Below are 20,346 nucleotides of genomic sequence, written 5' to 3'. Positions count from 1 at the left end.
GGCGATGGACTGACAGCGCCAGGGTCAGGCCGAAGGCAGTGATGAAGGCATAAGGCGAACAGCCGCGCAGGCCGCGGCTGTTCGGGTTGGCGGGCGCTGCTTCAGATCGCGTATTTCTGCAGGTTCTGCATCATCTCTTTCAAGGCTTCGATGTTGTCCTTGGGGTGCGCCGCGCCCTCGAAGTCGCAGATCTGCTGCCAGTGCGCCGCGACATCTTCCGGGGAAAAACCTTCACGCGGATCGAAGCCCAGGCCCAGGCTGCGCTCCCAGCGCACCTTGCCCATCCAGCCGCCACCGACCTCGAACAGGCCGGAGGTCTCCTGGCAGTTCTCGCTGCCCAGGTACACCACCAGCGGGCTGACCAGCTCGGGCTTGAGTTGCTCGAACACCTGGGGCGGGATCAGCCCTTCGGTCATCCGCGTGCCGCCGGTTGGCGCGATGGCGTTGACCAGGATGTTGTTCTTGCGGCCTTCAATGGCCAGGGTGCGGGTCAGGCCGTAGAGGCCGAGCTTGGCCATGCCGTAGTTGGACTGGCCGAAGTTGCCGTAGATGCCAGAGGTGGACGCGGTGAAGATCACCCGGCCATAACCCTGCTCGCGCATGTGCGGCCAGGCGGCGCGGGTCACCTTGTAGGCGCCTTCGACATGGACGCGGTACACCAGGTCCCAATCGGCGTCTTCCATCTTGTGGAAGGTCTTGTCGCGCAGGATGCCGGCGTTGTTCACCACCACATCCACCCGGCCGAAGGCATCCAGGGCGTTCTGCACGATCTTGTCGCCGTCGGTCACCGAATCGTGGTTGGCCTCGGCGATGCCGCCGGCTTCGCGAATCTGCGCCACCACCCGGTCGGCCGCCGAGGCATTGGCGCCCTCGCCCTGGGTCGAACCGCCCAGGTCGTTGACCAGGACCTTCGCCCCGTGCCGGGCGAACAGCAATGCATGAGCCTGCCCCAGACCGCCGCCGGCACCGGTGACGATCACGACTTTATTCTCGAAGCGCACAGACTCACTCATACCGAACTCCCACAGGCCAGATGGACAACAGACGGACAATGGCTTCGAGTGTCAGGCACGCGGCTGGCGGTCACAATAAACACGGCTGAAGCTGAATGGTGCGCAATAAGGCAGGGGGATGATCGAGGGGGAACGATGGCATGGGCTGCATCGGCGTCTGGCATGCACAGGCCAAGGCCGCAGAACCCCGGTGCTACGGACAGCGCGGGGCGCTCAGGAGCAGGCCAGTTTTCGCGGTGGAAACTCCAGGCTTTCGCGAAAGGCCAGATAATGCTTGAGCACCTGGACCGGGGCCTCGGTCTGCGGATAGTGACCGATCCCGGCCAGCAGCACGGTATCCGGGGCGGGGATCAGCTGGCAGTAGCGCTCGACCATGTGCGCCCCGGAAATCGGATCCACCGCGCCGTCGATCACCCGTAGCGGCACCTCGCCGCGCTGCATCGCACTCACCCAACGGTCGCGCTGCACCCGGCGCTCGGGAATGTAGCCGATCAATTTATGCAGGATCCGCGGGCCGTTATTGGCCTCCACCAGGCTCCAGAAGTCATCCAGCACGCTTTCGCTGGGCCGGGTCTGCGGGCCGAAAATCTGGCTGAAACTCTTGGCCAGGCCCTCACGGCTGAAGGCGCGGCCGAGCATCCAGCCCAGCGGGCTGAGCAGCAGCTTCTGCGTCAGCACCGGGCGATGGGTTTCCGGGAACAGGCCGCCGTTGAGGAACACACAGCTGGCCATGTTGCAACGCTCTTCGTAGTGCCGGGCGAGCATTTCCTGGGCGACGCTGTCGCCATAGTCGTGGGCCAGCAGATGCACGGGGCTATCGACCCCCAGATGCTCGAGCAAGGCCTGCTGCAGGTCCGCCTGTTCCAGCAGGCTGTACTCGTGGTCCCGCGGCTTGGCCGAATCGCCAAACCCCAGCATGTCGCAGGCGATCACCCGATAGCGCTGCGCCAGGGGCTGCCACAGGTAATGCCAGTCCCAGGCGGCGGTGGGAAAACCATGGATCAGCAGCAGCGGCTCGCCCTGCCCCGCGGTCCAGTAGCGAATGGCATGGCCGCGAAACGCGAAGCTATGTCCGCGCTTGCGCCACACGCACAGAGGAATCTCGGCCATAGGCATCAGAGTTTATAACCCGCGTCTTGTTTATCGAGTTTGCGCAGCAGTGCCGGCCATGCCAGCGCGCCGCCCATGCCTTGAGCGCTTTTGGTGACCCCGGCGATCATCGCCTTGGCCCCGGCCAGAATCTGCGGCTCGATGGCGATCAGTTGCGCCGCACCGTTCTGCGCCAGCACCTGGATCTCGCAGGCACGCTGGAAGGTGAACATCATCAGGAAGGTGTCGGCGATGGTGCCGCCACAGGTCAGCAGACCGTGGTTGTGCAGCATCAGGAAATTGCTGTCGCCGAGGTCGGCCTGCAGCCGGGCCTTTTCCTCGTGGTTCAGGGCCACGCCCTCATAGGCGTGATAGGCCAGGCTCGACAGCACGAACAGCGATTGCTGGCTGATGGGCAACACCCCCTGCTGCTGCGCGGACACCGCGACCCCGGCCGCGGTGTGGGTGTGCAGCACACAGGCCACATCGTGCCGCACTTCGTGCACGGCGCTGTGGATGGTGTAGCCGGCGGGGTTGATCTCGTAGGGGCTGTCCATCAGCTTGTTGCCGGCCTGGTCGACCTTCACCAGGCTGGAGGCGGTGATCTCATGGAACATCAGGCCGAACGGGTTGATCAGGAAATCTTCGGTGCCAGGGACCTTGGCGGAGATGTGGGTGAAGATCAGATCGTCCCAGCCATGCATCGCCACCAGGCGGTAGCAGGCGGCCAGATCGACGCGGGTTTGCCATTCGGCGGTGCTGACCTGGTCTTTCACACTCGATGTCGATTGAACGGAGGATAGGCTCACGGCAAGGACCTCAGTGACGGCAGTTTTTTTATTATTTTTCCGGACGTGGGGTCAGTCTAGTCAGCCCCTCGGGTTCAGGTAGTTGCCTTGGCAGCCAGCTTACTGACCGAGCGGGTCAGTGGTTATTTTAGTTGCAATCGGCACAGGTCAAACGTCAAAGCAACGACGCCAATAAAGGGGCGGCGAACAGGTTCAGCAGGCCCGTGAGGACCATCACCAACCCAGCCACCGAGCCCTCTTCGCCGCCGACTTCATGGGCGCGGCTGACCCCCGCGCCGTGGGCGCCGACCCCGAACAAAGCACCGCGAGCCAGGGCACTGCGCAGCGGCAGCCACTTGAGCAGGACACCGCCGAGCATGGCGCCGAACACCCCGGTGAACATCACGAACACCGCCGTCAGTTCGGGCACGCCGCCCAGGTCATGGGCCAGCGGCATGGCGAAGGGCGTGGTGATCGAACGCGGCACCAGGGACATAGTCACCGAGCTGTCCAGGGCCAGCACCCGCGCCAGGCCGAAGGAGCTGGCGATGGACGCCGCACTGCCCGCCAGCATGCCCAGGAGCAAGGCCGACCAATGCCGCACCAACAGCTGCCGCTGCTGCCAGATCGGCACTGCGAAAGCCACGGTGACCGGCCCCAGCACCAGCATCAGCCAATGGGTATTGGCGGCGTATTCGGCATAGGCGGTGTGCAGCGGCACGGCGATCGCCAGCAACAGCGCCGGCACCAGGATCAGCGGCGACAGCAGGTAGCGCCCGGTGCGCCGGTAGATCCAGCGGCTGAACAGATAGGCCGCGAGCGTCAGCAGCAGCCAGAACATCGGCATGGGCTCAAGCGTCATGGCGCATTCTCCAGCGGCACACCCATTCCACCGTGAACGCGGTGACCAGCATCACCATCAGCGTACTGACGCCAATCACCAGCAGGATCCGCCAGCCGTCCTGGCGCAGCAGGCCGCCGTAGTCCAGCAGGCTCATCAGCGCCGGAATGAAGAACAGCAGCATCTCGGCCATCAGCAGGCCCGCGCCCATTTGCAGCGCCGCCGGCTTGACCCAGCCCAGGGCGAACGCCAGCAACAGCAGGGCCAGGCCGATCACGCCGCCAGGAATCGGCCACGCCAGCCACCCGGCCAGCTGGCAGCCGAACAGATAAATAGCCAGCAACACCGCCAGTTCGGATAACAGGCGACCCAGGTGTTTCAAGGTGGAAGCGTTCATGGAATTCGGTCCTCGCAGGCCTGCATTTTAGGCAAGCGCCTGCCATCACCGAAGCGAATTGTTAGACTGGAAGCCATTCCAGAATGGAATCAAGAGCACGGACCCAAAACATGGACTTCAAACAACTGCGCAGTTTTGTCGAAGTGATTCACCAGGGCGGTTTCACCCAGGCCGCCAAGACCCTGCATATCAGCCAGTCGGCGGTGAGCAAGCAGATCGCCCAGCTGGAGCAGAGCCTGGGCACGCCATTGCTGGATCGCCAGGGCTCGCACATTCATCTCACCGCCGCCGGCAGCGTGGTGCTGCAACGCGCCGAAGGCATGCTGCGCCTGCGCAATGAGCTGCTCAGCGAGCTTGACGACCTGAGCTTGTTGGCCCGCGGGGAATTGCGTCTGGGCCTGCCCCTGCTGGGCAGCGACGCACTGTTCGCCGGCCTGTTCGCCGAGTACCGCAGGCGCTACCCGAACATCAGCGTGCAGTTGCTTGAAGGCGGCAGCCTGAACATCGAGCAGGCGGTGCTCAACGGCGAACTGGAGATCGGCGGCAGCCTGACGCCCAAGGACCCGACCTTCGCTTACCAGCCTTTCTGCGATGAACCTCTGGATACCTTGCTACCGGCCGATCATCCACTGGCGATCAAGGCCCAGGTGCGCCTGGAGGAACTGGCGGACACGCCGTTCCTGCTTTATCAGCGCAGTTTCGTGCTCAACGACCGGCTGTTGCAGGCCTGTCAGCAGGTGGGGTTCACCCCGAAGGAAGGTGGCCGCAGCGGCCAGGCGGACTTTCTCGCCGCCCTGGTGGCCGCCGGGCAAGGCGTGGTGCTGTTGCCCAGCGTGGTGGCGCGCGGCCTGGTGCGGCCCGGCGTGGTACGCCTGACGCTGCAAGCGCCCGACTACCTGCGCTGGGACATCGCCTTCATCTGGCGCCAGGGCGCCTATCTGTCCAAGGCCGCACAAGCCTGGCTGGCGCTTTTGCGCGAGCGGCCGGTCAGCCGCGCAGAGCGCTGATCAACTCGGCCAGCCAAGGCTCGGCGTCGGTTTCCGGGGTCACGCTTTCGCTGGCGTCCAGGCGCAGCATTGCCAGCACTTCACGCACGCCCAGCTCGGCGAACAGTTCGCGCATCTGCTCGCCACCGCCACAGAAGGTGTCGCCATAGCTCGAATCGCCCAGGCCGATCACCGCGCCGGGCAAACCGCGCCAGGCCGCCGGCAGTTGATCGCGAATGGCCGAATACAGCGGCAGCAGGTTGTCCGGCAACTCGCCCATGCCGGTGGTCGAGGTCACGGCCAGGAACGCCTCGGGGCCGAACGCCTGGACATCCGCCAGGGTCGCACGCGGGTTGTGCCAGGCCTCGAAACCTGCGGCATTGAGGAGTTTGGCGGCGTGCCGGGCGACTTCTTCAGCCGTGCCGTACACCGAGCCGGAAAGGATGGCGACTTTCATCAATCTGATCCTGAAGCTGAGTAAAAGACTGGGATATTAACAGTTGCGCGAAAAAATCCAGCCTTGTAGCGCGATTTACCCATAATGGCCAGTGGACAGCTTCGCGCCATGTCTTAGAATTGCCGCCATCTGCCGATCGACTGCGGAAAGCCTCCGATGATCAACGCCCATCTGCTGCAACTGGTGATCAACGCCTCCAACGACGGGATCGTCGTGGCCGAACAGGAAGGCGAAGACAACATCATCATCTACGTCAACCCGGCGTTCGAACGGCTCACCGGCTACAGCGCCGACGAGGTGCTGTATCAGGATTGCCGCTTTCTCCAGTCGGGCGACCGGGACCAGCCGGGAATCCCGCTGATTCGCCAGGCCTTGGATAGCGGCCAGCCCTGCCGCCAGGTGCTGCGCAACTACCGCAAGGACGGCAGTCACTTCTGGAACGAACTGTCGATCACCCCGGTGTTCAACGAAAGCGACCAGTTGACCTATTTTGTCGGGGTGCAGAAAGATGTGACGGTCCAGGTCAAGGCCCAGCAACGGCTGGCGCAGGTGGAAAAGGAGCTGGCCGAAACCCGCGCGGAACTCGCCGCTTTCCAGGCGACGAGCGGCTCTAACAAGATGTCGAATTAGTTGTCAGTACGCTTAATCACCAATGATTTTGTCACCTTCTCCTTCGAGCAACATCATGCGCCGTGACGCTCTCCTCACCCAGGATGAACTGGACTTCATTCAGACCATGCAGCACAACCCGCAACTCAACATGCGGGATGCGAACTCGAGCCTGCTGGTGAATGGGGGCTCACAGATCCGCGACCTGCTCACCCGCCTGGCGGCCAATGAGCAAGTGACTATTCAGGCGCACTTTGAAAACCAGCAGATGACCTTTCCCCTGCATCTGGTGGAAGACGAGTTCCACGCGCTGCATCTGCGCCTGGGCGTGCCGAGCATCTTCGAGGACGGGCCGAGGGTCCGTCCCTGGCGCCTGACGCTGGCGGAGCCGGTGGCCTTGGAAAACGCCAAGGGGCAGCCCACTGCGCTGTGGGTGCATGAGGTGTCGTTCAACAGCGTGTTGCTGGAAATCCGCAACCGGGCCAAAGCGCCAAAGCAGTTCGCCCAGTGGTTCAGTCCGTCGGGCTACGAGCGCATCGCCCTGCGCGGCCGCCTCGAACGCCAGACCGACGCCGGCTTCTATGCCTATCGGTTGAACCAGAGCGACACGGATGAAACCGAGCGCCTGCGCCAGTTCATCCTGCAACAGCACCGCCTGGCACACCCCAACCTGCATATCTGAAATCGCAGCTTTTGGCTGCCTGGGTATGAGTTCAGGTATCGAGCGTACCGCTGAGAAACTGCCGCAGGCGCTGCATCATCAAACGCCCGTCACTCCCCAGACAGCCCACCGGCGAAGCGCTCAGGCTGTCCTGGGCCAGCTCGGCGACATCTCCCGCCAGCATCAGCGGACACTCCAGGGTCAGCGCCATGCGGTTCAAGCGTCGAGGCAGCTCCGGCGCCGGCGCGTGATTGGAAAACAGCACCAGCGCCTGGGGCTTGATCTTCTCGCAGACCAGGGTCAGCTCGTCGAACGGCTGCCCCAGCGCCAACACCCGGATTTCCAACTCGGCACTGCCCAGCATCAGCGCCGCCACCAGCAATTCCAGTTCCCGGCATTGCCCGGCAAGCGCCGCCAGCAGCACCGGGCGCAGCGCTTGGCCGCGCTGTAACAGCAGGCGCTGGGAGACCCGCGAACGCAGGAAGTGATCGAAGAACAGCCATTCGCTGGTGTGGCCGTAAGGTTCCTGGTGCTGCGCCAGCTGCCGCCAGAACGGCATGAGGATGTCCTGGAACACCACCGACAGCGAATAGCTGGAGAAGATCTGGCCGTACAGCCGCTCCAGGTGCGGCTCGTCGAAGCCGCCGACCGCCCGCTTGAGTTGCCCCTGCCACTGCAGGTAATCGCCCGATGCGCTGTCGCCCGGCATGGCCTGCGGCGCCTCGCGGGCGGCCCGGGTCTTGGCGAGGATCTTGCCGACCTTGCTGACCGCGACACCCCGATCGATCCAGCCGAGGATCTCGCGGACCGTCTCGACATCGTGCATCGAATACAAACGATGCCCACTTTCGGTGCGCGTCGGCTGGATCAATCCATAACGACGCTCCCAGGCCCTCAGGGTCACCGGGTTGATCCCCGTCAACCGTGAAACTTCCCGGATTGGAAACAGATCGTCCTGCGAGGGTTGGTCGAGGGGCTGTGTCGGGCGGGAAAGTTCAGTAATAACGGGCATCTGGGCAGAAAACACCGATGGATAAAGTGACGGCCATTCTACTCCCCATCGGTGACAGTTCTTCAACACAGGGCGAATCGACCGCTGCCTCTGGTGTATTTGTCACAATCAGGAATAATCCTTGCTTGCTTTCACGACGCAGCCCAACACCCCGGTGCTGCGTCCGGCGTACGGCCTTACCCAGGCAGCGCATTGGTTTACGGAGATACATAATGTCTACCTCACCCGTCACCCTGATGGTCGCCCGGCGTGTCGCCGATGGCCGTTACCAGGACCTGATCGCCTGGCTGCGCGAAGGCGAACAATTGGCCACCGACTTCCCCGGTTATCTCGGCTCCGGCGTGCTCGCTCCGCCGCCCGACGATGACGAATTCCAGATCATCTTCCGCTTCGCCGACGAGCAGACCCTGCACGTCTGGGAGCACTCCGCCTCGCGCACCGCCTGGCTGGCCCGCGGCAGCGACCTGTTCGCCCATCCCCATGAACATCGGGTCAGCGGCATCGACGGTTGGTTCGGCGCGGCCGGCCAGCGCCCTCCGCGCTGGAAGCAGGCGGTGGCCATCTGGCTGGCGTTCTTCCCGGTGTCGCTGATCTTCAACCTCATCCTCAGCCCGTTGCTGGGCGAACTCAGCCTGGCGCCGCGGGTGCTCGTCAGCACCCTGGCCCTGACGCCGCTGATGGTCTACTGGTTCATTCCGCTATCCACCCGCCTGTTGTCCGGGTGGCTGAACAGCACGCCGCCCCGTCCGCTGCCGGCAGCACCTTCCCCACAGAGCCACGTGTAGCACCGGCTGGCCGGCGATGAACGATAACGCGGTCTGCCAGACAGACCGCGGCGCCATCATCGCGGGCAAGTCGGATCACCGCCCGCTCGCTCCTGCAGCGGCTTGGGCGAACCCCGCCCCGCGCTGGTATAGTTTTGCTCTACCTGCGACGCGAGCCGTTCATGACTACTTCCCCTGCCCCGATCCTGATCACCGGCGCCGGCCAGCGTGTCGGCCTGCATTGCGCATTGCGCCTGCTGGAAGACGGTCACCGGGTGATCATCAGCTATCGCACCGAACGCCCCGGCGTGCAGGCCTTGCGCGAGCGTGGCGCGATAGCCCTGTTCGCTGACTTCTCCTGCGAAGCCGGGATCCAGGCCTTCATCAGCCAATTGCACGAGCACACCGACAGCCTGCGGGCGATCGTGCACAACGCCTCGCAATGGCTGGAGGAAACGCCCGGCCAGGAAAGCGCGGCCTTCGCCGACATGTTCAGCGTGCACATGCTCGCGCCCTACCTGATCAACCTGCATTGCGCCGACCTGCTACGGCGCTCCAGCCCCGCCGACATCGTGCACATCGGCGACGACGTCACGCGCCGCGGCAGCAGCAAGCACATCGCCTATTGCGCCACCAAGGCCGGCCTCGACAGCCTGACCCTGTCCTTCGCGGCGAAATATGCCCCGACGATCAAGGTCAACAGCATCGCCCCGGCTCTGTTAATGTTCAATCCCGACGACGACGCGGCGTACCGCGCCAAGGCCCTGGCCAAGTCCGCCCTGGGCATCGAACCCGGTTGCGAGGTGGTCTACCAGAGCCTGCGTTATCTGCTCGACAACCCTTATGTCACCGGCACGACCCTGACCGTCAACGGCGGGCGGCACCTCAAGTAAGGCTTCCCGCGAGGACGTTGCATGACGCTTTCCCTGCCCCAGCACTACCGCGAGATCCTCAAGGGTCTCGGCGAAGACCCCGAGCGCGAAGGCCTGCTCGACACCCCGCAACGCGCGGCCAAGGCCATGCAGTACCTGTGTCATGGCTACAGCCAGTCGGTGGACGAGGTGGTCAATGGCGCGCTGTTCGCCTCCGACAACGATGAAATGGTCATAGTCGCCGACATCGAACTCTATTCCCTGTGCGAACATCACCTGCTGCCCTTCATCGGCAAGGCCCATGTGGCTTATATTCCCACCGGCAAGGTGCTGGGCCTGTCGAAGATCGCCCGGATCGTCGACATGTTCGCCCGCCGCCTGCAGATCCAGGAAAACATGACGCGGGAAATCGCCGACGCGGTGCAGCGGGTAACCCAGGCCGCCGGCGTCGCGGTGGTCGTCGAAGCCCAGCACATGTGCATGATGATGCGCGGAGTCGAGAAGCAGAATTCGACCATGCACACTTCGGTGATGCTCGGCGCCTTTCGCGATTCGAGTACCACGCGCCAGGAATTCCTGCAATTGATCGGACGGAGCAAGTAGCAATGCCACAACTTCAGCCAGGAATGGCTCGCATCCGGGTCAAGGACCTGTGCCTGCGGACCTTCATCGGAATCAACGAGGACGAGATCCTCAACAAGCAGGATGTGCTGATCAACCTGACCATCCTGTATGCCGCGCAAGAAGCCGTACGCGACAACGACATCGACCATGCGCTGAACTACCGCACCATCACCAAGGCGATCATCGCCCACGTGGAGGGCAACCGCTTTGCCCTGCTCGAGCGCCTGACCCAGGAAATCCTCGATCTGATCATGGCCAACGAATCGGTGCTGTACGCCGAGGTCGAAGTCGACAAACCCCACGCCCTGCGTTTCGCCGAGTCGGTGTCGATCACCCTCGCGGCCAGCCGCTGATATCATCCGCGCCACATTTGATCGCACAGAGCCGAACATGACCGAGCAACAACGCCTGGAACTCGAAGCCGCCGCCTTCCGCCGCCTGGTCGCGCACCTGGACAGCCGCAAGGACGTGCAGAACATCGACCTGATGAACCTCGCCGGCTTCTGCCGCAACTGCCTCTCCAAGTGGTACAAGGCCGAGGCCGACGAGCGCCAGATCGAGGTCAGCCTCGATGACGCCCGTGAAGTGGTGTATGGCATGCCCTACGCCGAGTGGAAGAACCTCTACCAGAAGGAAGCCAGCGCCGAGCAGCAAGCGGCGTTCGCCAAAGGAAAACCCCATGACTGATCTGAACACCCTGCGCGCCAGCCTCAAGAGCGGCGAGCACGCCTTCGCCGACACCCTGGCCTTTATCGCCGCCGGCTACGACTACCAGCCACAGGCCTTCAACAACGGTGGCGTGGAAAACGCCGCCGGGCAGAACGAAGGTTCGTGCAAGACCCTGGGCCTGGCCCTGCTGGAAGGCTTGAGCGACGAAGAAGCGCTGTTGGCGTTCGGTGAGCATTACCGCTCGGTGCTGGCCACCCCTGAAGGCAGCGACCACGGCAATATCCGCGCGCTGATCGCCCATGGCCTGGCGGGTGTGAAGTTTGCGCAGCAGCCACTCAAGCGCCGCTGACCCGCTCGCTCCTACAGAAGAAGCAGATACAAAAAAACCGGCCTGGGCCGGTTTTTTCATTGCAACGGTCTGAGAATCAAGCGTTCTGCAGGTCGTCCAGGTAACGCTCGGTATCCAGGGCGGCCATGCAACCGGCGCCGGCCGAGGTAATGGCCTGGCGGTACACGTGGTCGGCCACGTCGCCGGCGGCGAAGATGCCTGCGATGCTGGTGGCGGTGGCATTGCCTTCACGGCCGCCCTGCACGACCAGGTAGCCGTCCTTCAGCTCCAGCTGGCCCTCGAACAGCGAAGTGTTCGGGGTGTGGCCAATAGCGATGAACACACCGTCGACCTTGATTTCGTCGAAGCTGCCGTCGCTGTTCTTCAGGCGCGCGCCGGTGACACCCATGTTGTCGCCCAGCACTTCGTCCAGGTTGGCGTTCAGCTTGAGTTCGATCTTGCCTTCGGCAACCCGGGCATTGAGCTTGTCGATCAGGATCTTCTCGGCGCGGAAGGTATCGCGACGATGGATCAGGGTGACCTTGCTGGCGATGTTGGCCAGGTACAGGGCTTCTTCGACAGCGGTGTTGCCGCCACCGACCACGGCCACTGGCTTGTTGCGATAGAAGAAACCGTCGCAGGTCGCGCAGGCCGACACACCCTTGCCCATGAACGCCTCTTCCGAAGGCAGGCCCAGGTAACGGGCGCTGGCGCCGGTGGCGATGATCAGGGCGTCGCAGGTGTAGGTCGCGCTGTCGCCGGTCAGGGTGTAAGGCTTGGCGGCGAAGTCCACGGCATTGATGTGATCGAAGACGATTTCGGTCTCGAAACGCTCGGCGTGTTCACGCATGCGCTCCATCAGCGCCGGGCCGGTCAGGCCGTGGACGTCGCCCGGCCAGTTGTCGACTTCGGTGGTGGTGGTCAGCTGACCGCCGGCCTGCATGCCGGTAATCAGCAGCGGCTTCAGGTTGGCGCGGGCGGCATAGACCGCGGCGCTGTAACCGGCAGGGCCGGAACCGAGAATAATCACACGCGAATGACGTACATCAGACATGACTCACTCCTATCGACCGGCCCGGATCACTGGCGCGGAACGCCGGATTGCCGGCTGGAATAAAAAAGGACGGCGAAAGCACTTGGGGAAGGCTTCAGGTTCGCCCGTCCGAAAAATAATGGGTGCAGCGTATAGAGGGGGCGAAGATTAAGGAAATACGGTTTAACAATCCAGCTCATAGGAGGTCTCTATCCGGTATCGGCGTATTTACCGGCGCCTTTGTTACAGTTGATGTCGACCTTGCGACCGCGCTTTCGCCGGTGGGGCAAAGCCGGTAAGGTCGGCGCGTTTTCCCCTTGCACGGAGCTCCTTATGCCCGCCCCCGTTCTGTCCGGCCCGCAATATCTGCGCGAAGGCCTCAAGCTGGTGCTCAGCCCCGGCCTGCGTCTGTTCGTCCTTTTGCCCCTGGCCATCAACCTGGTGCTGTTCGTCGGATTGATCTATTTCGCCGGCCACCAGTTCAGCCTGTGGGTCGACACCCTGATGCCGTCCCTGCCGGAATGGCTGAGCTTTCTCAGCTACATCCTCTGGCCGCTGTTCGTGGTGCTGGTGCTGCTGATGGTGTTCTTCACCTTCACCATGCTGGCCAACGTGATTGCCGCGCCCTTCAACGGGTTTCTCGCGGAGAAAGTCGAAGTGGTGGTCCGTGGCACCGACGATTTCCCGCCCTTCAGTTGGGCCGAACTGCTGGCCATGATCCCGCGCACCCTGGCCCGGGAAATGCGCAAGCTGGGTTATTTCCTGCCGCGGGCCATCGGCCTGTTCATCCTGTCCTTCATTCCGGTGGTGAACCTGGTGGCCGCGCCGCTGTGGCTGCTGTTCGGCGTATGGATGATGGCGATCCAGTACATCGACTACCCGGCGGACAACCACAAGCTGGGCTGGAACGAGATGCTCGCCTGGCTGCGGGAAAAGCGCTGGCAGAGCATGAGCTTTGGCGGGATCGTCTATCTGGTGCTGCTGATCCCGGTGGTCAACATCCTGATGATGCCGGCGGCGGTGGCCGGAGCGACGCTGTTCTGGGTGCGTGAGCGCGGCGCGGAAAGCCTGGTGACCCAGCAACGCTGAGCAGGTCACAAATCCATCATCGCAACGTCACAATGACGACATGGCCTCGGCTGACACTGAGGCCATGACGACAGCTCTGCATATCACTCTGATCACCGAAACCTTCCCACCGGAAATCAATGGCGTGGCCAATACCCTTGGCCGCCTGTGCGATGGATTGCGCGCCCGTGGACACCAGGTGGAACTGATCCGCCCACGTCAGGGCGCCGATCAGAGCCGGATCAGCGATGAGGGCCTGCTGCTGTGCCGTGGCTGGCCGCTGCCGGGTTATCCGGGGCTGCAATGGGGCCAGTCGTCGATGCACAAGCTGTTGCGGCGCTGGAAACGTCATCGCCCGGATGTGCTGTACATCGCCACCGAGGGCCCGCTGGGCCTGTCCGCGCTGCGGGCGGCGCGGCGCCTGGGGATCTCCGTGGTCAGCGGTTTCCACACTAACTTCCAGCAGTACTCCAGCCAGTACGGCCTGGGTTTGCTGACCCGCCTGCTGACCCACTACCTGCGCTGGTTCCACAACCGTTCCAAGCTGACCCTGGTGCCCAGCGCCAGCCAGCGCCTGGAGCTGGAGCGGCGCAACTTCGAACGCCTGGCGCTGCTGTCGCGCGGGGTCGACAGCCAGCTGTTCCACCCGGCCAAGCGCCTCAACGAACTACGCCAAGGCTGGGGTCTGGGCAACGACGATATCGCGGTGATTCACGTTGGCCGCCTGGCGCCGGAGAAGAACCTGGGCCTGCTCAAACGCTGCTTCGCTCAGCTGCAGGACACTTATCCACAGCAGTCGATGAAATTGATCGTGGTGGGCGATGGCCCGCAACGCGCGGTCCTGCAGAAGGAGTTGCCGGACGCCGTGTTCTGCGGCTCGCAACGCGGCGAAGCGCTGGCCAGTCACTACGCGTCGGGGGATCTGTTCCTGTTCCCGAGCCTGACCGAAACCTTCGGCAACGTGGTGCTGGAGGCCCTGGCCTCGGGGCTGGCCGTGGTGGCCTACGACCAGGCCGCGGCGGCCCAGCATATTCGCCATGGCTACAACGGTGTGCTGGCGATGCCCGGGGACGAATGCGCGTTCTGCGATGCCGCCAGCTGGCTGCTGGAAGATCCCGAGACCTTGCGCCGGGTGCGCCTCAATGCCCGCCAGCACGCCAGCCGCCAGGGCTGGGCGGCGATCATCGAGCAGTTTGAAACCCAGCTGCGCGGCGCTTGCACGGAAGAAGTGGTGGTGCCTGAGGGGCGGTTGTTGCCCTGAAAACATCGCGAGCAAGCTCGCTCCTACCTAGACAGTGCCCGTTGCAGGAGCGAGCTTGCTCGCGATAACGTTTCCCGGCTGCACTCAGACCAGCGTCATCAACGCCTCACGGCTGAACGGCAGGATGTCCTGCTCGCGCCCGTCCCGCACCTTCTGCGCCCAGTCCGGGTCCACCAGCAACGCGCGCCCTACCGCTACCAGATCGAATTCGTCGTTGTTCAGACGCTCCAGGAGCTTTTCCAGGCTCGCCGGCTGCGCCACCTTGTCGGTGTTGACCATGAACTGCAGGAACTCGCCGTCGAGGCCGACGCTGCCCACGGTGATGGTCGGCTTGCCGGTGAGCTGACGGGTCCAGCCGGCCAGGTTCAGCTCGGAACCCTCGAACTCCGGCTCCCAGAAACGCCGGGTGGAGCAGTGGAAGATGTCCACGCCAGCGTCCGCCAGCGGCTTGAGGAACTCGCCCAGGGCCTCGGGGGTTTGGACCAGGCGGGCGCTGTAGTCCTGCTGCTTCCACTGCGAAAAACGGAAGATGATCGGAAAGCCAGGGCCCACCGCGGCGCGCACGGCCTGGATCAGCTCGATGGCAAACCGCGAACGCTGGGCCAGGTCGCCACCGTACTCGTCAGTACGCTGGTTGCTGCCCTCCCAGAAGAACTGGTCGACCAGATAGCCGTGGGCACCGTGGATCTCCACGCCGTCCATGCCGATGTCCTGGGCATCCTTGGCGGCCTGGGCGAAGGCGGCGATCACTTCGCCGATGTCGTCCTGGGTCATGCCGTGGACCACCACCTGGCCGTCCTTGAGTTTTTCCGATGGGCCGTAACCCGGCACGCTGGCGTCCGGCTCGGTGCCCAGGCGGCGCACATTGCCCACATGCCACAGCTGCGGAACGATCTTGCCGCCTTCGGCGTGCACCGCGTCCACCACCTTCTTCCAGCCGGCCAGGGCCGCTTCGCCATAAAAGCGCGGAACGTTCGGATAGCCGTTGGAGGCCTTGTGCCCGACCGTGGTGCCTTCGGTGATGATCAGGCCGACCCCGGCCGCGGCGCGACGACGGTAGTACTCGATGACTTTCGAGTTCGGCACGCCACCTGGGGAAAACGAACGGGTCATCGGCGCCATCACCACCCGGGTCGACAGCTCCAGGGCACCCAGCTGAAAGGGTTTGAACAAGGCTTGAACGGGCATGCGGTACTCCAGGCTGACGGTCTTAATCGCGGGAAATGGCAAGTCGGGCGGGTACACCGACGGCCTTATGATGGCGATAATATTCCGTGCTCCAGGCAACGCCCAGCACTATTGATCGGGGTGATTAAGGTGCCAAAGCGGAGGAAAGCGAAGGTGCGCGAACGCGCGGTAAAACCGGCCGGGCAGCGGGGCCCGGCGTGCAGATTCAGCTCAAGGCTTTTTCGATGGCCTGGATGACCGTCGAATCGTCGGGCGCGGTGCGTGGGGAGAAACGTGCCAGGACGCGGCCGTCCTTGCCCAGCAGGAATTTCTCGAAATTCCAGGTGATGTCGCCCGGAAACTCCGCCCCTTCGCCCGCCAGCAGACGGTACAACTGATGGCGCTCCGGACCGTTGACGTCCAGCTTGCTGCTCAACGGAAAGGTCACCCCGTAGTTGAGGCTGCAGAATTCCTGGATCTCCTGCTCGGAGCCCGGCTCCTGCCCGGCGAACTGATTACACGGCAGGCCCAGCACGCTGAACCCCTGGCCCTTGTATTGCTGGTAGAGGTTCTCCAGCGCCGCGTATTGTGGTGTCAGACCACACTTGGAGGCGACGTTGACCACCAGCACGACGTGCCCCTTGAAAGGCGCGAGCGGTAGCTCCTGACCATCCAGGGCTTTCAATTTAAGGTCGTGAAAAGCACTCATGACGAACTCCAAATTCCCGTGTTCTTGCAGAAAACAGCCACTCGACAGTACCGCCTGTTGCCCGGCGATAAAAGCCGCCGACTAAAAAGGCGCCCTCGGGCGCCTCTCCAGTCAGACTTGAGCTTAGCGCAGAAATCAGTGGTGATGGCCACCTTCGCCATGGACGTGGCCATGGGCGATTTCTTCCTGGCTGGCGTCACGGATGTCGACAACCTTGACCTTGAAGTTCAGGCGCTGGCCGGCCAGCGGGTGGTTGCCGTCGACAGTCACGTCGTCGCCGTCCAGGTCACGGATGGTGACGATCTGCATCTGGCCGTCCGGAGCGGAAGCGTGGAACTGCATGCCCACCTCCAGTTCGTCGACGCCTTCGAACATGCTGCGGCTCAGGGTGCTGACCAGTTCGGCGGCGTATTCGCCATAGGCATCTTCCGGCTCAACGGCAACGCTCAGCTCGTCGCCGACGTTCTTGCCTTCCAGGGCCTTTTCCAGGCCTGGAATAATGTTCCCTGCGCCATGCAGGTAGACCAGCGGTGCGCCGCCGGCGGAGCTGTCGATGACCTCACCAGCGTCGTTGGTGAGGGTATAGTCGATGGAGACAGCCTTGTTGGCGGCGATCAGCATGGGGCGAGACCTTTTGCATAAGAATGAAGAACGTCCAAGTTTAGCGAAGCAATCGCCCGAAAGCGAACGGAACCCGGACAAACGGAACCTGACGCCTGGCTCGACGATCGTCGGCTTTCATCAGGATGAAGACGGCCACTGGGTCGTCGAGCTGTCCTGTGGCCACACCCAGCACCTGCGCCACCAGCCGCCCTGGCAATCCCGGGCCTGGATCCTGGATCCGCTCAAGCGTGCGGAAAAAATAGGCCAGCCCTTTGCCTGCGGTTGGTGCGCACAAGGCTCGGTTAGCGCTAACCTTGGCGCCTGAATTTCCGGTAGAGCAGTAAACATAAGCGACTCACCGTGGCCATGCACCCGTCGAGAATCCGCATGCAAACTTTTTTTATCGCGCCCACCGATTTTGGTGTGGGTCTGACCTCCATCAGCCTCGGGCTGGTGCGTACTCTGGAACGGGCCGGCCTCAAGGTCGGCTTCTTCAAACCCATTGCCCAGCCTCACCCAGGCGATACCGGCCCTGAACGCTCGACCGAGCTGGTGGCCCGCACCCATGGCCTGAAACCGCCGCAGCCACTGGGCCTGGCCCATGTCGAACGGATGCTCGGCGACGGCCAGTTGGACGAACTGCTGGAAGAAATCATCACCCTGTACCAGCAGGCGGCCGTCGGCAAGGACGTGCTGGTGGTCGAAGGCATGGTGCCGACCCGCAGCGCCAGCTATGCCGCGCGGGTCAACCTGCACCTGGCGAAAAGCCTGGATGCCGAGGTGATCCTGGTGTCCGCCCCGGAAAACGAAGTGCTCACCGAGCTGTCCGGTCGCGTGGAGTTGCAGGCGCAACTGTTCGGCGGCCCGCGCGATCCGAAAGTGCTGGGGGTGATCCTCAACAAGGTGCGGACCGACGAAAGCATGGAAGCCTTTTCCGCCCGCCTGAAAGAGCACTCGCCCCTGCTGCGCAGCGGCGACTTCCGCCTGCTCGGCTGCATCCCCTTCCAGCCGGAACTGAACGCGCCGCGCACCCGCGACGTCGCCGACCTGATGGGCGCCCAGGTGCTCAACGCCGGCGACTACGAAAGCCGGCGCATGACCAAAATCATCATCTGCGCGCGCACCATGCGTAACACCGTGGAACTGCTCAAGCCCGGCGTATTGGTAGTGACGCCCGGCGATCGCGACGACATCATCCTCGCCGTGAGCCTGGCCGCGATCAACGGCGTGCCCCTGGCCGGGTTGCTGCTGACCAGCGACACCCTGCCCGACCCTCGGATCATGGAGCTGTGCCGCGGCGCCTTGAATGCCGGCCTGCCGGTGCTGTCGGTAAGCACCGGCTCCTACGACACCGCCAACCAGTTGAACGGCCTGAACAAGGAAATCCCCATCGATGACCGCGAGCGCGCGGAGATCATCACCGACTTCGTCGCCAGCCACCTGGACGCCAAGTGGTTGCACCAGCGCTGCGGCACGCCGCGGGAAATGCGCCTGTCGCCGGCGGTGTTCCGCTATCAGTTGATCCAGCGCGCCCAGGAAGCCAACAAGCGCATCGTCCTGCCCGAAGGCAGCGAGCCGCTGACCGTGCAGGCCGCGGCGATCTGCCAGGCGCGCGGCATCGCCCGTTGCGTGCTGCTGGCCAAGCCGGCGGATGTCGAGGCGGTCGCCCGGGCCCAGGGCATCGAGCTGCCGCCCGGCCTGGAAGTCATCGATCCGGACCAGATCCGCGAGCGTTACGTCGAGCCGATGGTGGCGCTGCGCAAGAGCAAGAGCCTCAACGCGCCGATGGCCGAACAGCAACTGGAAGACCCAGTAGTGATCGGCACCATGATGCTGGCCCTGGACGAAGTCGATGGCCTGGTGTCCGGCCTGATCCACTCCACCGCCAATACCATCCGCCCGGCCCTGCAGTTGATCAAGACCGCGCCGGGCTGCACCCTGGTGTCGTCGGTGTTTTTCATGCTGTTCCCCGAGCAGGTGCTGGTCTACGGCGACTGCGTGATGAACCCGCACCCGAGCGCCAGCGAGCTGGCCGAGATCGCCCTGCAAAGCGCCGACTCGGCGGCCGCGTTCGGCATCACCCCGCGGGTGGCGATGATCAGCTACTCCAGCGGCGAATCGGCCAGTGGCGAAGAGGTGGAGAAAGTCCGCGAAGCCACCTTGCTGGCCCATGAAGCCCAGAGCTCGCTGCTGATCGACGGTCCGTTGCAATACGATGCCGCGGCCAACGAGGCCGTGGCCCAGCAACTGGCGCCCAACAGCCTGGTCGCGGGCAAGGCCACGGTGTTCGTGTTCCCCGACCTGAACACCGGCAACACCACCCACAAGGCCGTGCAACGCAGCGCCGACTGCGTCAGCCTCGGGCCGATGCTGCAAGGCCTGCGCAAGCCGGTGAACGACCTGCCGCGCGGCGCCCAGGTCGACGACATCGTCTACACCATCGCCCTGACCGCGATTCAAGCCGCCAACCGACCCCTGGATGTGTAAATGCTGGATTTTCTACCTGCACCGCTGCGAGGCGTGATCGCCTCGCTGTTGTTGGCGCTCAACACCATCGTCTGCTGCACCCCGCTGTTCGTGGTGGCGATCTTCAAGTTGCTGCTGCCCTTCCCAGCGGCCCAGCGCTTCACCGACTGGCTGATGAGCCACATCCATGAAGCCTGGATCAGCAACAACAAGGCCTGGATGAGCCTGCTCGGGCACACCCGCTGGCACCTCAGCGGGCTCGACAGCCTGGACTACCGGCACTCGTACCTGATCACCAGCAACCACCAGAGCTGGGTCGACATCATGGTCCTGCAGTACGTGCTCAACCGGCGTATCCGCCCGCTGAAGTTCTTCCTCAAGCAGGAGCTGATCTGGGTGCCGGTGATCGGCCTGGCCTGGTGGGCCCTGGGCTTCCCATTCATGAAGCGATACTCCAAGGCCTACCTGGAAAAACACCCGGAGAAAAAGGGCAAGGACCTGGAGACCACTCGCAAGACCTGCGCGAAATTCCGCGACAACCCGGTGGGCATCTTCAACTTCGTCGAAGGCACACGCTTCACCCAGGCCAAGCACGCGCAACAGGCCTCGCCGTTCCGCTACCTGCTCAAGCCCAAGGCCGGCGGCATCGCCTTCGTGCTGGACGCCATGGGCGAGCAGCTGGAATCCATCGTCAACGTCACCATTCATTATCCGGCGGGCCAGCCGGGTTATTGGGACCTGCTGTGCGGCAAGGTCAACGAGGTGGTGGTGCATTTCGAGGAGCTGCCGATCCCGCCGCAGTTCATCGGCAAGAACTACGACCAGGATGGTGTGTACCGCCTGGAGTTCCAGGGCTGGATCAACCAGCTGTGGCAGAACAAGGATGCATTGCTTGCGCAGATGCATCGGGAGTATCCCGGTAAATAAAG

The 20,346-nt window shown here is 63.6% G+C and carries 25 protein-coding genes; 14 read left to right on the top strand and 11 right to left on the bottom strand.

What is annotated here, in order from left to right:
- Nucleotides 1-101: 101 nt before the first annotated feature.
- The 5 genes from AC07VU_RS01100 to AC07VU_RS01080 form a co-directional block, all read right to left on the bottom strand.
- A complete protein-coding gene (locus AC07VU_RS01100; protein WP_007929802.1) occupies nucleotides 102-1,013 on the bottom strand; it encodes an SDR family oxidoreductase in 912 nt (303 codons plus the stop codon).
- Nucleotides 1,014-1,226: 213 nt separating this feature from the next.
- Nucleotides 1,227-2,129 (bottom strand): alpha/beta fold hydrolase, encoded by a 903-nt coding sequence (locus AC07VU_RS01095; RefSeq protein WP_101336862.1) that lies wholly within the window; start codon nucleotides 2,127-2,129, stop codon nucleotides 1,227-1,229.
- On the bottom strand, nucleotides 2,129-2,911 hold the full coding sequence (locus AC07VU_RS01090; RefSeq protein ID WP_053259672.1) for a class II aldolase/adducin family protein: 783 nt from the start codon (nucleotides 2,909-2,911) through the stop codon (nucleotides 2,129-2,131). Before AC07VU_RS01090 ends, AC07VU_RS01095 begins: the two co-directional genes overlap by 1 nt.
- A gap of 154 nt (nucleotides 2,912-3,065) precedes the next feature.
- Nucleotides 3,066-3,752, bottom strand: a complete 687-nt coding sequence (locus AC07VU_RS01085) for an LrgB family protein (RefSeq protein WP_277587881.1) — start codon at nucleotides 3,750-3,752, stop codon at nucleotides 3,066-3,068.
- The gene (locus AC07VU_RS01080) at nucleotides 3,742-4,128 is read right to left on the bottom strand and encodes a CidA/LrgA family protein (RefSeq protein WP_007929806.1); all 387 of its coding nucleotides are present in this window, start codon (nucleotides 4,126-4,128) and stop codon (nucleotides 3,742-3,744) included. Before AC07VU_RS01080 ends, AC07VU_RS01085 begins: the two co-directional genes overlap by 11 nt.
- Nucleotides 4,129-4,238: 110 nt before the next feature.
- Between AC07VU_RS01080 and AC07VU_RS01075 the strand changes: the two genes are divergently transcribed.
- On the top strand, nucleotides 4,239-5,135 hold the full coding sequence (locus AC07VU_RS01075; RefSeq protein WP_495029418.1) for a LysR family transcriptional regulator: 897 nt from the start codon (nucleotides 4,239-4,241) through the stop codon (nucleotides 5,133-5,135).
- On the opposite strand, the gene AC07VU_RS01070 is transcribed toward AC07VU_RS01075, so the two are convergent.
- Nucleotides 5,116-5,571 (bottom strand): flavodoxin, encoded by a 456-nt coding sequence (locus AC07VU_RS01070; RefSeq protein ID WP_053259670.1) that lies wholly within the window; start codon nucleotides 5,569-5,571, stop codon nucleotides 5,116-5,118. The genes AC07VU_RS01075 and AC07VU_RS01070 overlap by 20 nt on opposite strands.
- Nucleotides 5,572-5,727: 156 nt before the next feature.
- On the opposite strand from AC07VU_RS01070, the gene AC07VU_RS01065 reads away from it, so the two are divergent.
- Together AC07VU_RS01065 and AC07VU_RS01060 are read left to right on the top strand one after the other, a co-directional pair.
- On the top strand, nucleotides 5,728-6,201 hold the full coding sequence (locus AC07VU_RS01065; RefSeq protein ID WP_085529851.1) for a PAS domain-containing protein: 474 nt from the start codon (nucleotides 5,728-5,730) through the stop codon (nucleotides 6,199-6,201).
- Nucleotides 6,202-6,256: 55 nt separating this feature from the next.
- Entirely contained in the window at nucleotides 6,257-6,862 is a 606-nt protein-coding gene (locus AC07VU_RS01060; protein WP_102678622.1) for a hypothetical protein, read from the top strand.
- Nucleotides 6,863-6,893: 31 nt separating this feature from the next.
- On the opposite strand, the gene AC07VU_RS01055 is transcribed toward AC07VU_RS01060, so the two are convergent.
- Complete coding sequence (locus AC07VU_RS01055) at nucleotides 6,894-7,853, bottom strand: MerR family transcriptional regulator (protein ID WP_007929823.1); 960 nt, start codon at nucleotides 7,851-7,853, stop codon at nucleotides 6,894-6,896.
- A 212-nt stretch (nucleotides 7,854-8,065) separates the two neighbouring features.
- Between AC07VU_RS01055 and AC07VU_RS01050 the strand changes: the two genes are divergently transcribed.
- The 6 genes from AC07VU_RS01050 to AC07VU_RS01025 all read left to right on the top strand — a co-directional run bounded on the left by AC07VU_RS01050 (nucleotide 8,066) and on the right by AC07VU_RS01025 (nucleotide 11,131).
- Nucleotides 8,066-8,638, top strand: coding sequence for an antibiotic biosynthesis monooxygenase (locus AC07VU_RS01050; RefSeq protein WP_495029417.1), 573 nt, complete (start codon nucleotides 8,066-8,068; stop codon nucleotides 8,636-8,638).
- A gap of 161 nt (nucleotides 8,639-8,799) precedes the next feature.
- Nucleotides 8,800-9,510: a dihydromonapterin reductase gene (folM, locus tag AC07VU_RS01045; RefSeq protein WP_277587880.1), complete on the top strand. Its 711-nt coding sequence runs from the start codon at nucleotides 8,800-8,802 to the stop codon at nucleotides 9,508-9,510.
- 21 nt (nucleotides 9,511-9,531) lie between these two features.
- A complete protein-coding gene (folE, locus tag AC07VU_RS01040) occupies nucleotides 9,532-10,092 on the top strand; it encodes a GTP cyclohydrolase I FolE (RefSeq protein ID WP_274305560.1) in 561 nt (186 codons plus the stop codon).
- A gap of 2 nt (nucleotides 10,093-10,094) precedes the next feature.
- On the top strand, nucleotides 10,095-10,466 hold the full coding sequence (gene folX / locus AC07VU_RS01035) for a dihydroneopterin triphosphate 2'-epimerase (RefSeq protein ID WP_007929829.1): 372 nt from the start codon (nucleotides 10,095-10,097) through the stop codon (nucleotides 10,464-10,466).
- A gap of 37 nt (nucleotides 10,467-10,503) precedes the next feature.
- Nucleotides 10,504-10,800: a DUF1244 domain-containing protein gene (locus AC07VU_RS01030; RefSeq protein WP_007929830.1), complete on the top strand. Its 297-nt coding sequence runs from the start codon at nucleotides 10,504-10,506 to the stop codon at nucleotides 10,798-10,800.
- Nucleotides 10,793-11,131 carry a HopJ type III effector protein gene (locus AC07VU_RS01025; protein ID WP_053259665.1) on the top strand — a complete coding sequence of 113 codons (339 nt, stop codon included), beginning with the start codon at nucleotides 10,793-10,795 and terminating at the stop codon, nucleotides 11,129-11,131. The genes AC07VU_RS01030 and AC07VU_RS01025 overlap by 8 nt, the downstream gene beginning before the upstream one ends.
- A gap of 76 nt (nucleotides 11,132-11,207) precedes the next feature.
- Here AC07VU_RS01025 and trxB read toward each other — a convergent pair whose 3' ends face one another.
- Complete coding sequence (trxB, locus tag AC07VU_RS01020; RefSeq protein ID WP_457275644.1) at nucleotides 11,208-12,164, bottom strand: thioredoxin-disulfide reductase; 957 nt, start codon at nucleotides 12,162-12,164, stop codon at nucleotides 11,208-11,210.
- A gap of 312 nt (nucleotides 12,165-12,476) precedes the next feature.
- On the opposite strand from trxB, the gene cysZ reads away from it, so the two are divergent.
- Complete coding sequence (cysZ, locus tag AC07VU_RS01015; RefSeq protein WP_150049055.1) at nucleotides 12,477-13,232, top strand: sulfate transporter CysZ; 756 nt, start codon at nucleotides 12,477-12,479, stop codon at nucleotides 13,230-13,232.
- A 40-nt stretch (nucleotides 13,233-13,272) separates the two neighbouring features.
- A complete protein-coding gene (locus tag AC07VU_RS01010; RefSeq protein WP_274305557.1) occupies nucleotides 13,273-14,472 on the top strand; it encodes a glycosyltransferase family 4 protein in 1,200 nt (399 codons plus the stop codon).
- Between the two features lie 84 nt (nucleotides 14,473-14,556).
- On the opposite strand, the gene AC07VU_RS01005 is transcribed toward AC07VU_RS01010, so the two are convergent.
- The 3 genes from AC07VU_RS01005 to AC07VU_RS00995 all read right to left on the bottom strand — a co-directional run bounded on the left by AC07VU_RS01005 (nucleotide 14,557) and on the right by AC07VU_RS00995 (nucleotide 16,969).
- The gene (locus AC07VU_RS01005) at nucleotides 14,557-15,660 is read right to left on the bottom strand and encodes an NADH:flavin oxidoreductase (protein WP_085529845.1); all 1,104 of its coding nucleotides are present in this window, start codon (nucleotides 15,658-15,660) and stop codon (nucleotides 14,557-14,559) included.
- Between the two features lie 205 nt (nucleotides 15,661-15,865).
- On the bottom strand, nucleotides 15,866-16,348 hold the full coding sequence (locus tag AC07VU_RS01000) for a glutathione peroxidase (protein WP_009042206.1): 483 nt from the start codon (nucleotides 16,346-16,348) through the stop codon (nucleotides 15,866-15,868).
- A 135-nt stretch (nucleotides 16,349-16,483) separates the two neighbouring features.
- Entirely contained in the window at nucleotides 16,484-16,969 is a 486-nt protein-coding gene (locus AC07VU_RS00995; RefSeq protein ID WP_007929845.1) for an FKBP-type peptidyl-prolyl cis-trans isomerase, read from the bottom strand.
- Here AC07VU_RS00995 and AC07VU_RS00990 point away from each other — a divergent pair.
- The 3 genes from AC07VU_RS00990 (at nucleotide 16,938) to yihG (ending at nucleotide 20,344) form a co-directional block, all read left to right on the top strand.
- Complete coding sequence (locus AC07VU_RS00990) at nucleotides 16,938-17,276, top strand: DUF3565 domain-containing protein (protein WP_081002212.1); 339 nt, start codon at nucleotides 16,938-16,940, stop codon at nucleotides 17,274-17,276. The genes AC07VU_RS00995 and AC07VU_RS00990 overlap by 32 nt on opposite strands.
- 62 nt (nucleotides 17,277-17,338) lie before the next feature.
- Nucleotides 17,339-19,438 (top strand): phosphate acetyltransferase, encoded by a 2,100-nt coding sequence (gene pta, locus AC07VU_RS00985; protein ID WP_009042204.1) that lies wholly within the window; start codon nucleotides 17,339-17,341, stop codon nucleotides 19,436-19,438.
- On the top strand, nucleotides 19,439-20,344 hold the full coding sequence (gene yihG, locus AC07VU_RS00980) for a 1-acylglycerol-3-phosphate O-acyltransferase, YihG family (RefSeq protein ID WP_274305556.1): 906 nt from the start codon (nucleotides 19,439-19,441) through the stop codon (nucleotides 20,342-20,344). It abuts the gene before it with no gap.
- Nucleotides 20,345-20,346: the final 2 nt, after the last annotated feature.

The organism is Pseudomonas sp. GW821-FHT02B10 (genome assembly GCF_059421865.1).
This window is presented reverse-complemented; position numbering and strand designations above follow the sequence as displayed.

Excerpts from the sequence above, each read along its gene's own strand:
- pta (WP_009042204.1), top strand. The coding sequence starts at position 17,339 with ATGCAAACTTTTTTTATCGCGCCCACCGATTTTGGTGTGGGTCTGACC.
- yihG (WP_274305556.1), top strand. The coding sequence starts at position 19,439 with ATGCTGGATTTTCTACCTGCACCGCTGCGAGGCGTGATCGCCTCGCTG.
- trxB (WP_457275644.1), bottom strand. The coding sequence starts at position 12,164 with ATGTCTGATGTACGTCATTCGCGTGTGATTATTCTCGGTTCCGGCCCT.
- AC07VU_RS01050 (WP_495029417.1), top strand. The coding sequence starts at position 8,066 with ATGTCTACCTCACCCGTCACCCTGATGGTCGCCCGGCGTGTCGCCGAT.
- AC07VU_RS01085 (WP_277587881.1), bottom strand. The coding sequence starts at position 3,752 with ATGACGCTTGAGCCCATGCCGATGTTCTGGCTGCTGCTGACGCTCGCG.
- AC07VU_RS01075 (WP_495029418.1), top strand. The coding sequence starts at position 4,239 with ATGGACTTCAAACAACTGCGCAGTTTTGTCGAAGTGATTCACCAGGGC.
- AC07VU_RS01070 (WP_053259670.1), bottom strand. The coding sequence starts at position 5,571 with ATGAAAGTCGCCATCCTTTCCGGCTCGGTGTACGGCACGGCTGAAGAA.
- folM (WP_277587880.1), top strand. The coding sequence starts at position 8,800 with ATGACTACTTCCCCTGCCCCGATCCTGATCACCGGCGCCGGCCAGCGT.
- AC07VU_RS01010 (WP_274305557.1), top strand. The coding sequence starts at position 13,273 with ATGGCCTCGGCTGACACTGAGGCCATGACGACAGCTCTGCATATCACT.
- AC07VU_RS01055 (WP_007929823.1), bottom strand. The coding sequence starts at position 7,853 with ATGCCCGTTATTACTGAACTTTCCCGCCCGACACAGCCCCTCGACCAA.
- folE (WP_274305560.1), top strand. The coding sequence starts at position 9,532 with ATGACGCTTTCCCTGCCCCAGCACTACCGCGAGATCCTCAAGGGTCTC.
- folX (WP_007929829.1), top strand. The coding sequence starts at position 10,095 with ATGCCACAACTTCAGCCAGGAATGGCTCGCATCCGGGTCAAGGACCTG.
- AC07VU_RS01080 (WP_007929806.1), bottom strand. The coding sequence starts at position 4,128 with ATGAACGCTTCCACCTTGAAACACCTGGGTCGCCTGTTATCCGAACTG.
- AC07VU_RS01025 (WP_053259665.1), top strand. The coding sequence starts at position 10,793 with ATGACTGATCTGAACACCCTGCGCGCCAGCCTCAAGAGCGGCGAGCAC.
- AC07VU_RS01005 (WP_085529845.1), bottom strand. The coding sequence starts at position 15,660 with ATGCCCGTTCAAGCCTTGTTCAAACCCTTTCAGCTGGGTGCCCTGGAG.
- AC07VU_RS01030 (WP_007929830.1), top strand. The coding sequence starts at position 10,504 with ATGACCGAGCAACAACGCCTGGAACTCGAAGCCGCCGCCTTCCGCCGC.
- AC07VU_RS01065 (WP_085529851.1), top strand. The coding sequence starts at position 5,728 with ATGATCAACGCCCATCTGCTGCAACTGGTGATCAACGCCTCCAACGAC.
- AC07VU_RS01060 (WP_102678622.1), top strand. The coding sequence starts at position 6,257 with ATGCGCCGTGACGCTCTCCTCACCCAGGATGAACTGGACTTCATTCAG.
- AC07VU_RS01095 (WP_101336862.1), bottom strand. The coding sequence starts at position 2,129 with ATGCCTATGGCCGAGATTCCTCTGTGCGTGTGGCGCAAGCGCGGACAT.
- AC07VU_RS00990 (WP_081002212.1), top strand. The coding sequence starts at position 16,938 with ATGGAGACAGCCTTGTTGGCGGCGATCAGCATGGGGCGAGACCTTTTG.
- AC07VU_RS01000 (WP_009042206.1), bottom strand. The coding sequence starts at position 16,348 with ATGAGTGCTTTTCACGACCTTAAATTGAAAGCCCTGGATGGTCAGGAG.
- cysZ (WP_150049055.1), top strand. The coding sequence starts at position 12,477 with ATGCCCGCCCCCGTTCTGTCCGGCCCGCAATATCTGCGCGAAGGCCTC.
- AC07VU_RS00995 (WP_007929845.1), bottom strand. The coding sequence starts at position 16,969 with ATGCTGATCGCCGCCAACAAGGCTGTCTCCATCGACTATACCCTCACC.
- AC07VU_RS01100 (WP_007929802.1), bottom strand. The coding sequence starts at position 1,013 with ATGAGTGAGTCTGTGCGCTTCGAGAATAAAGTCGTGATCGTCACCGGT.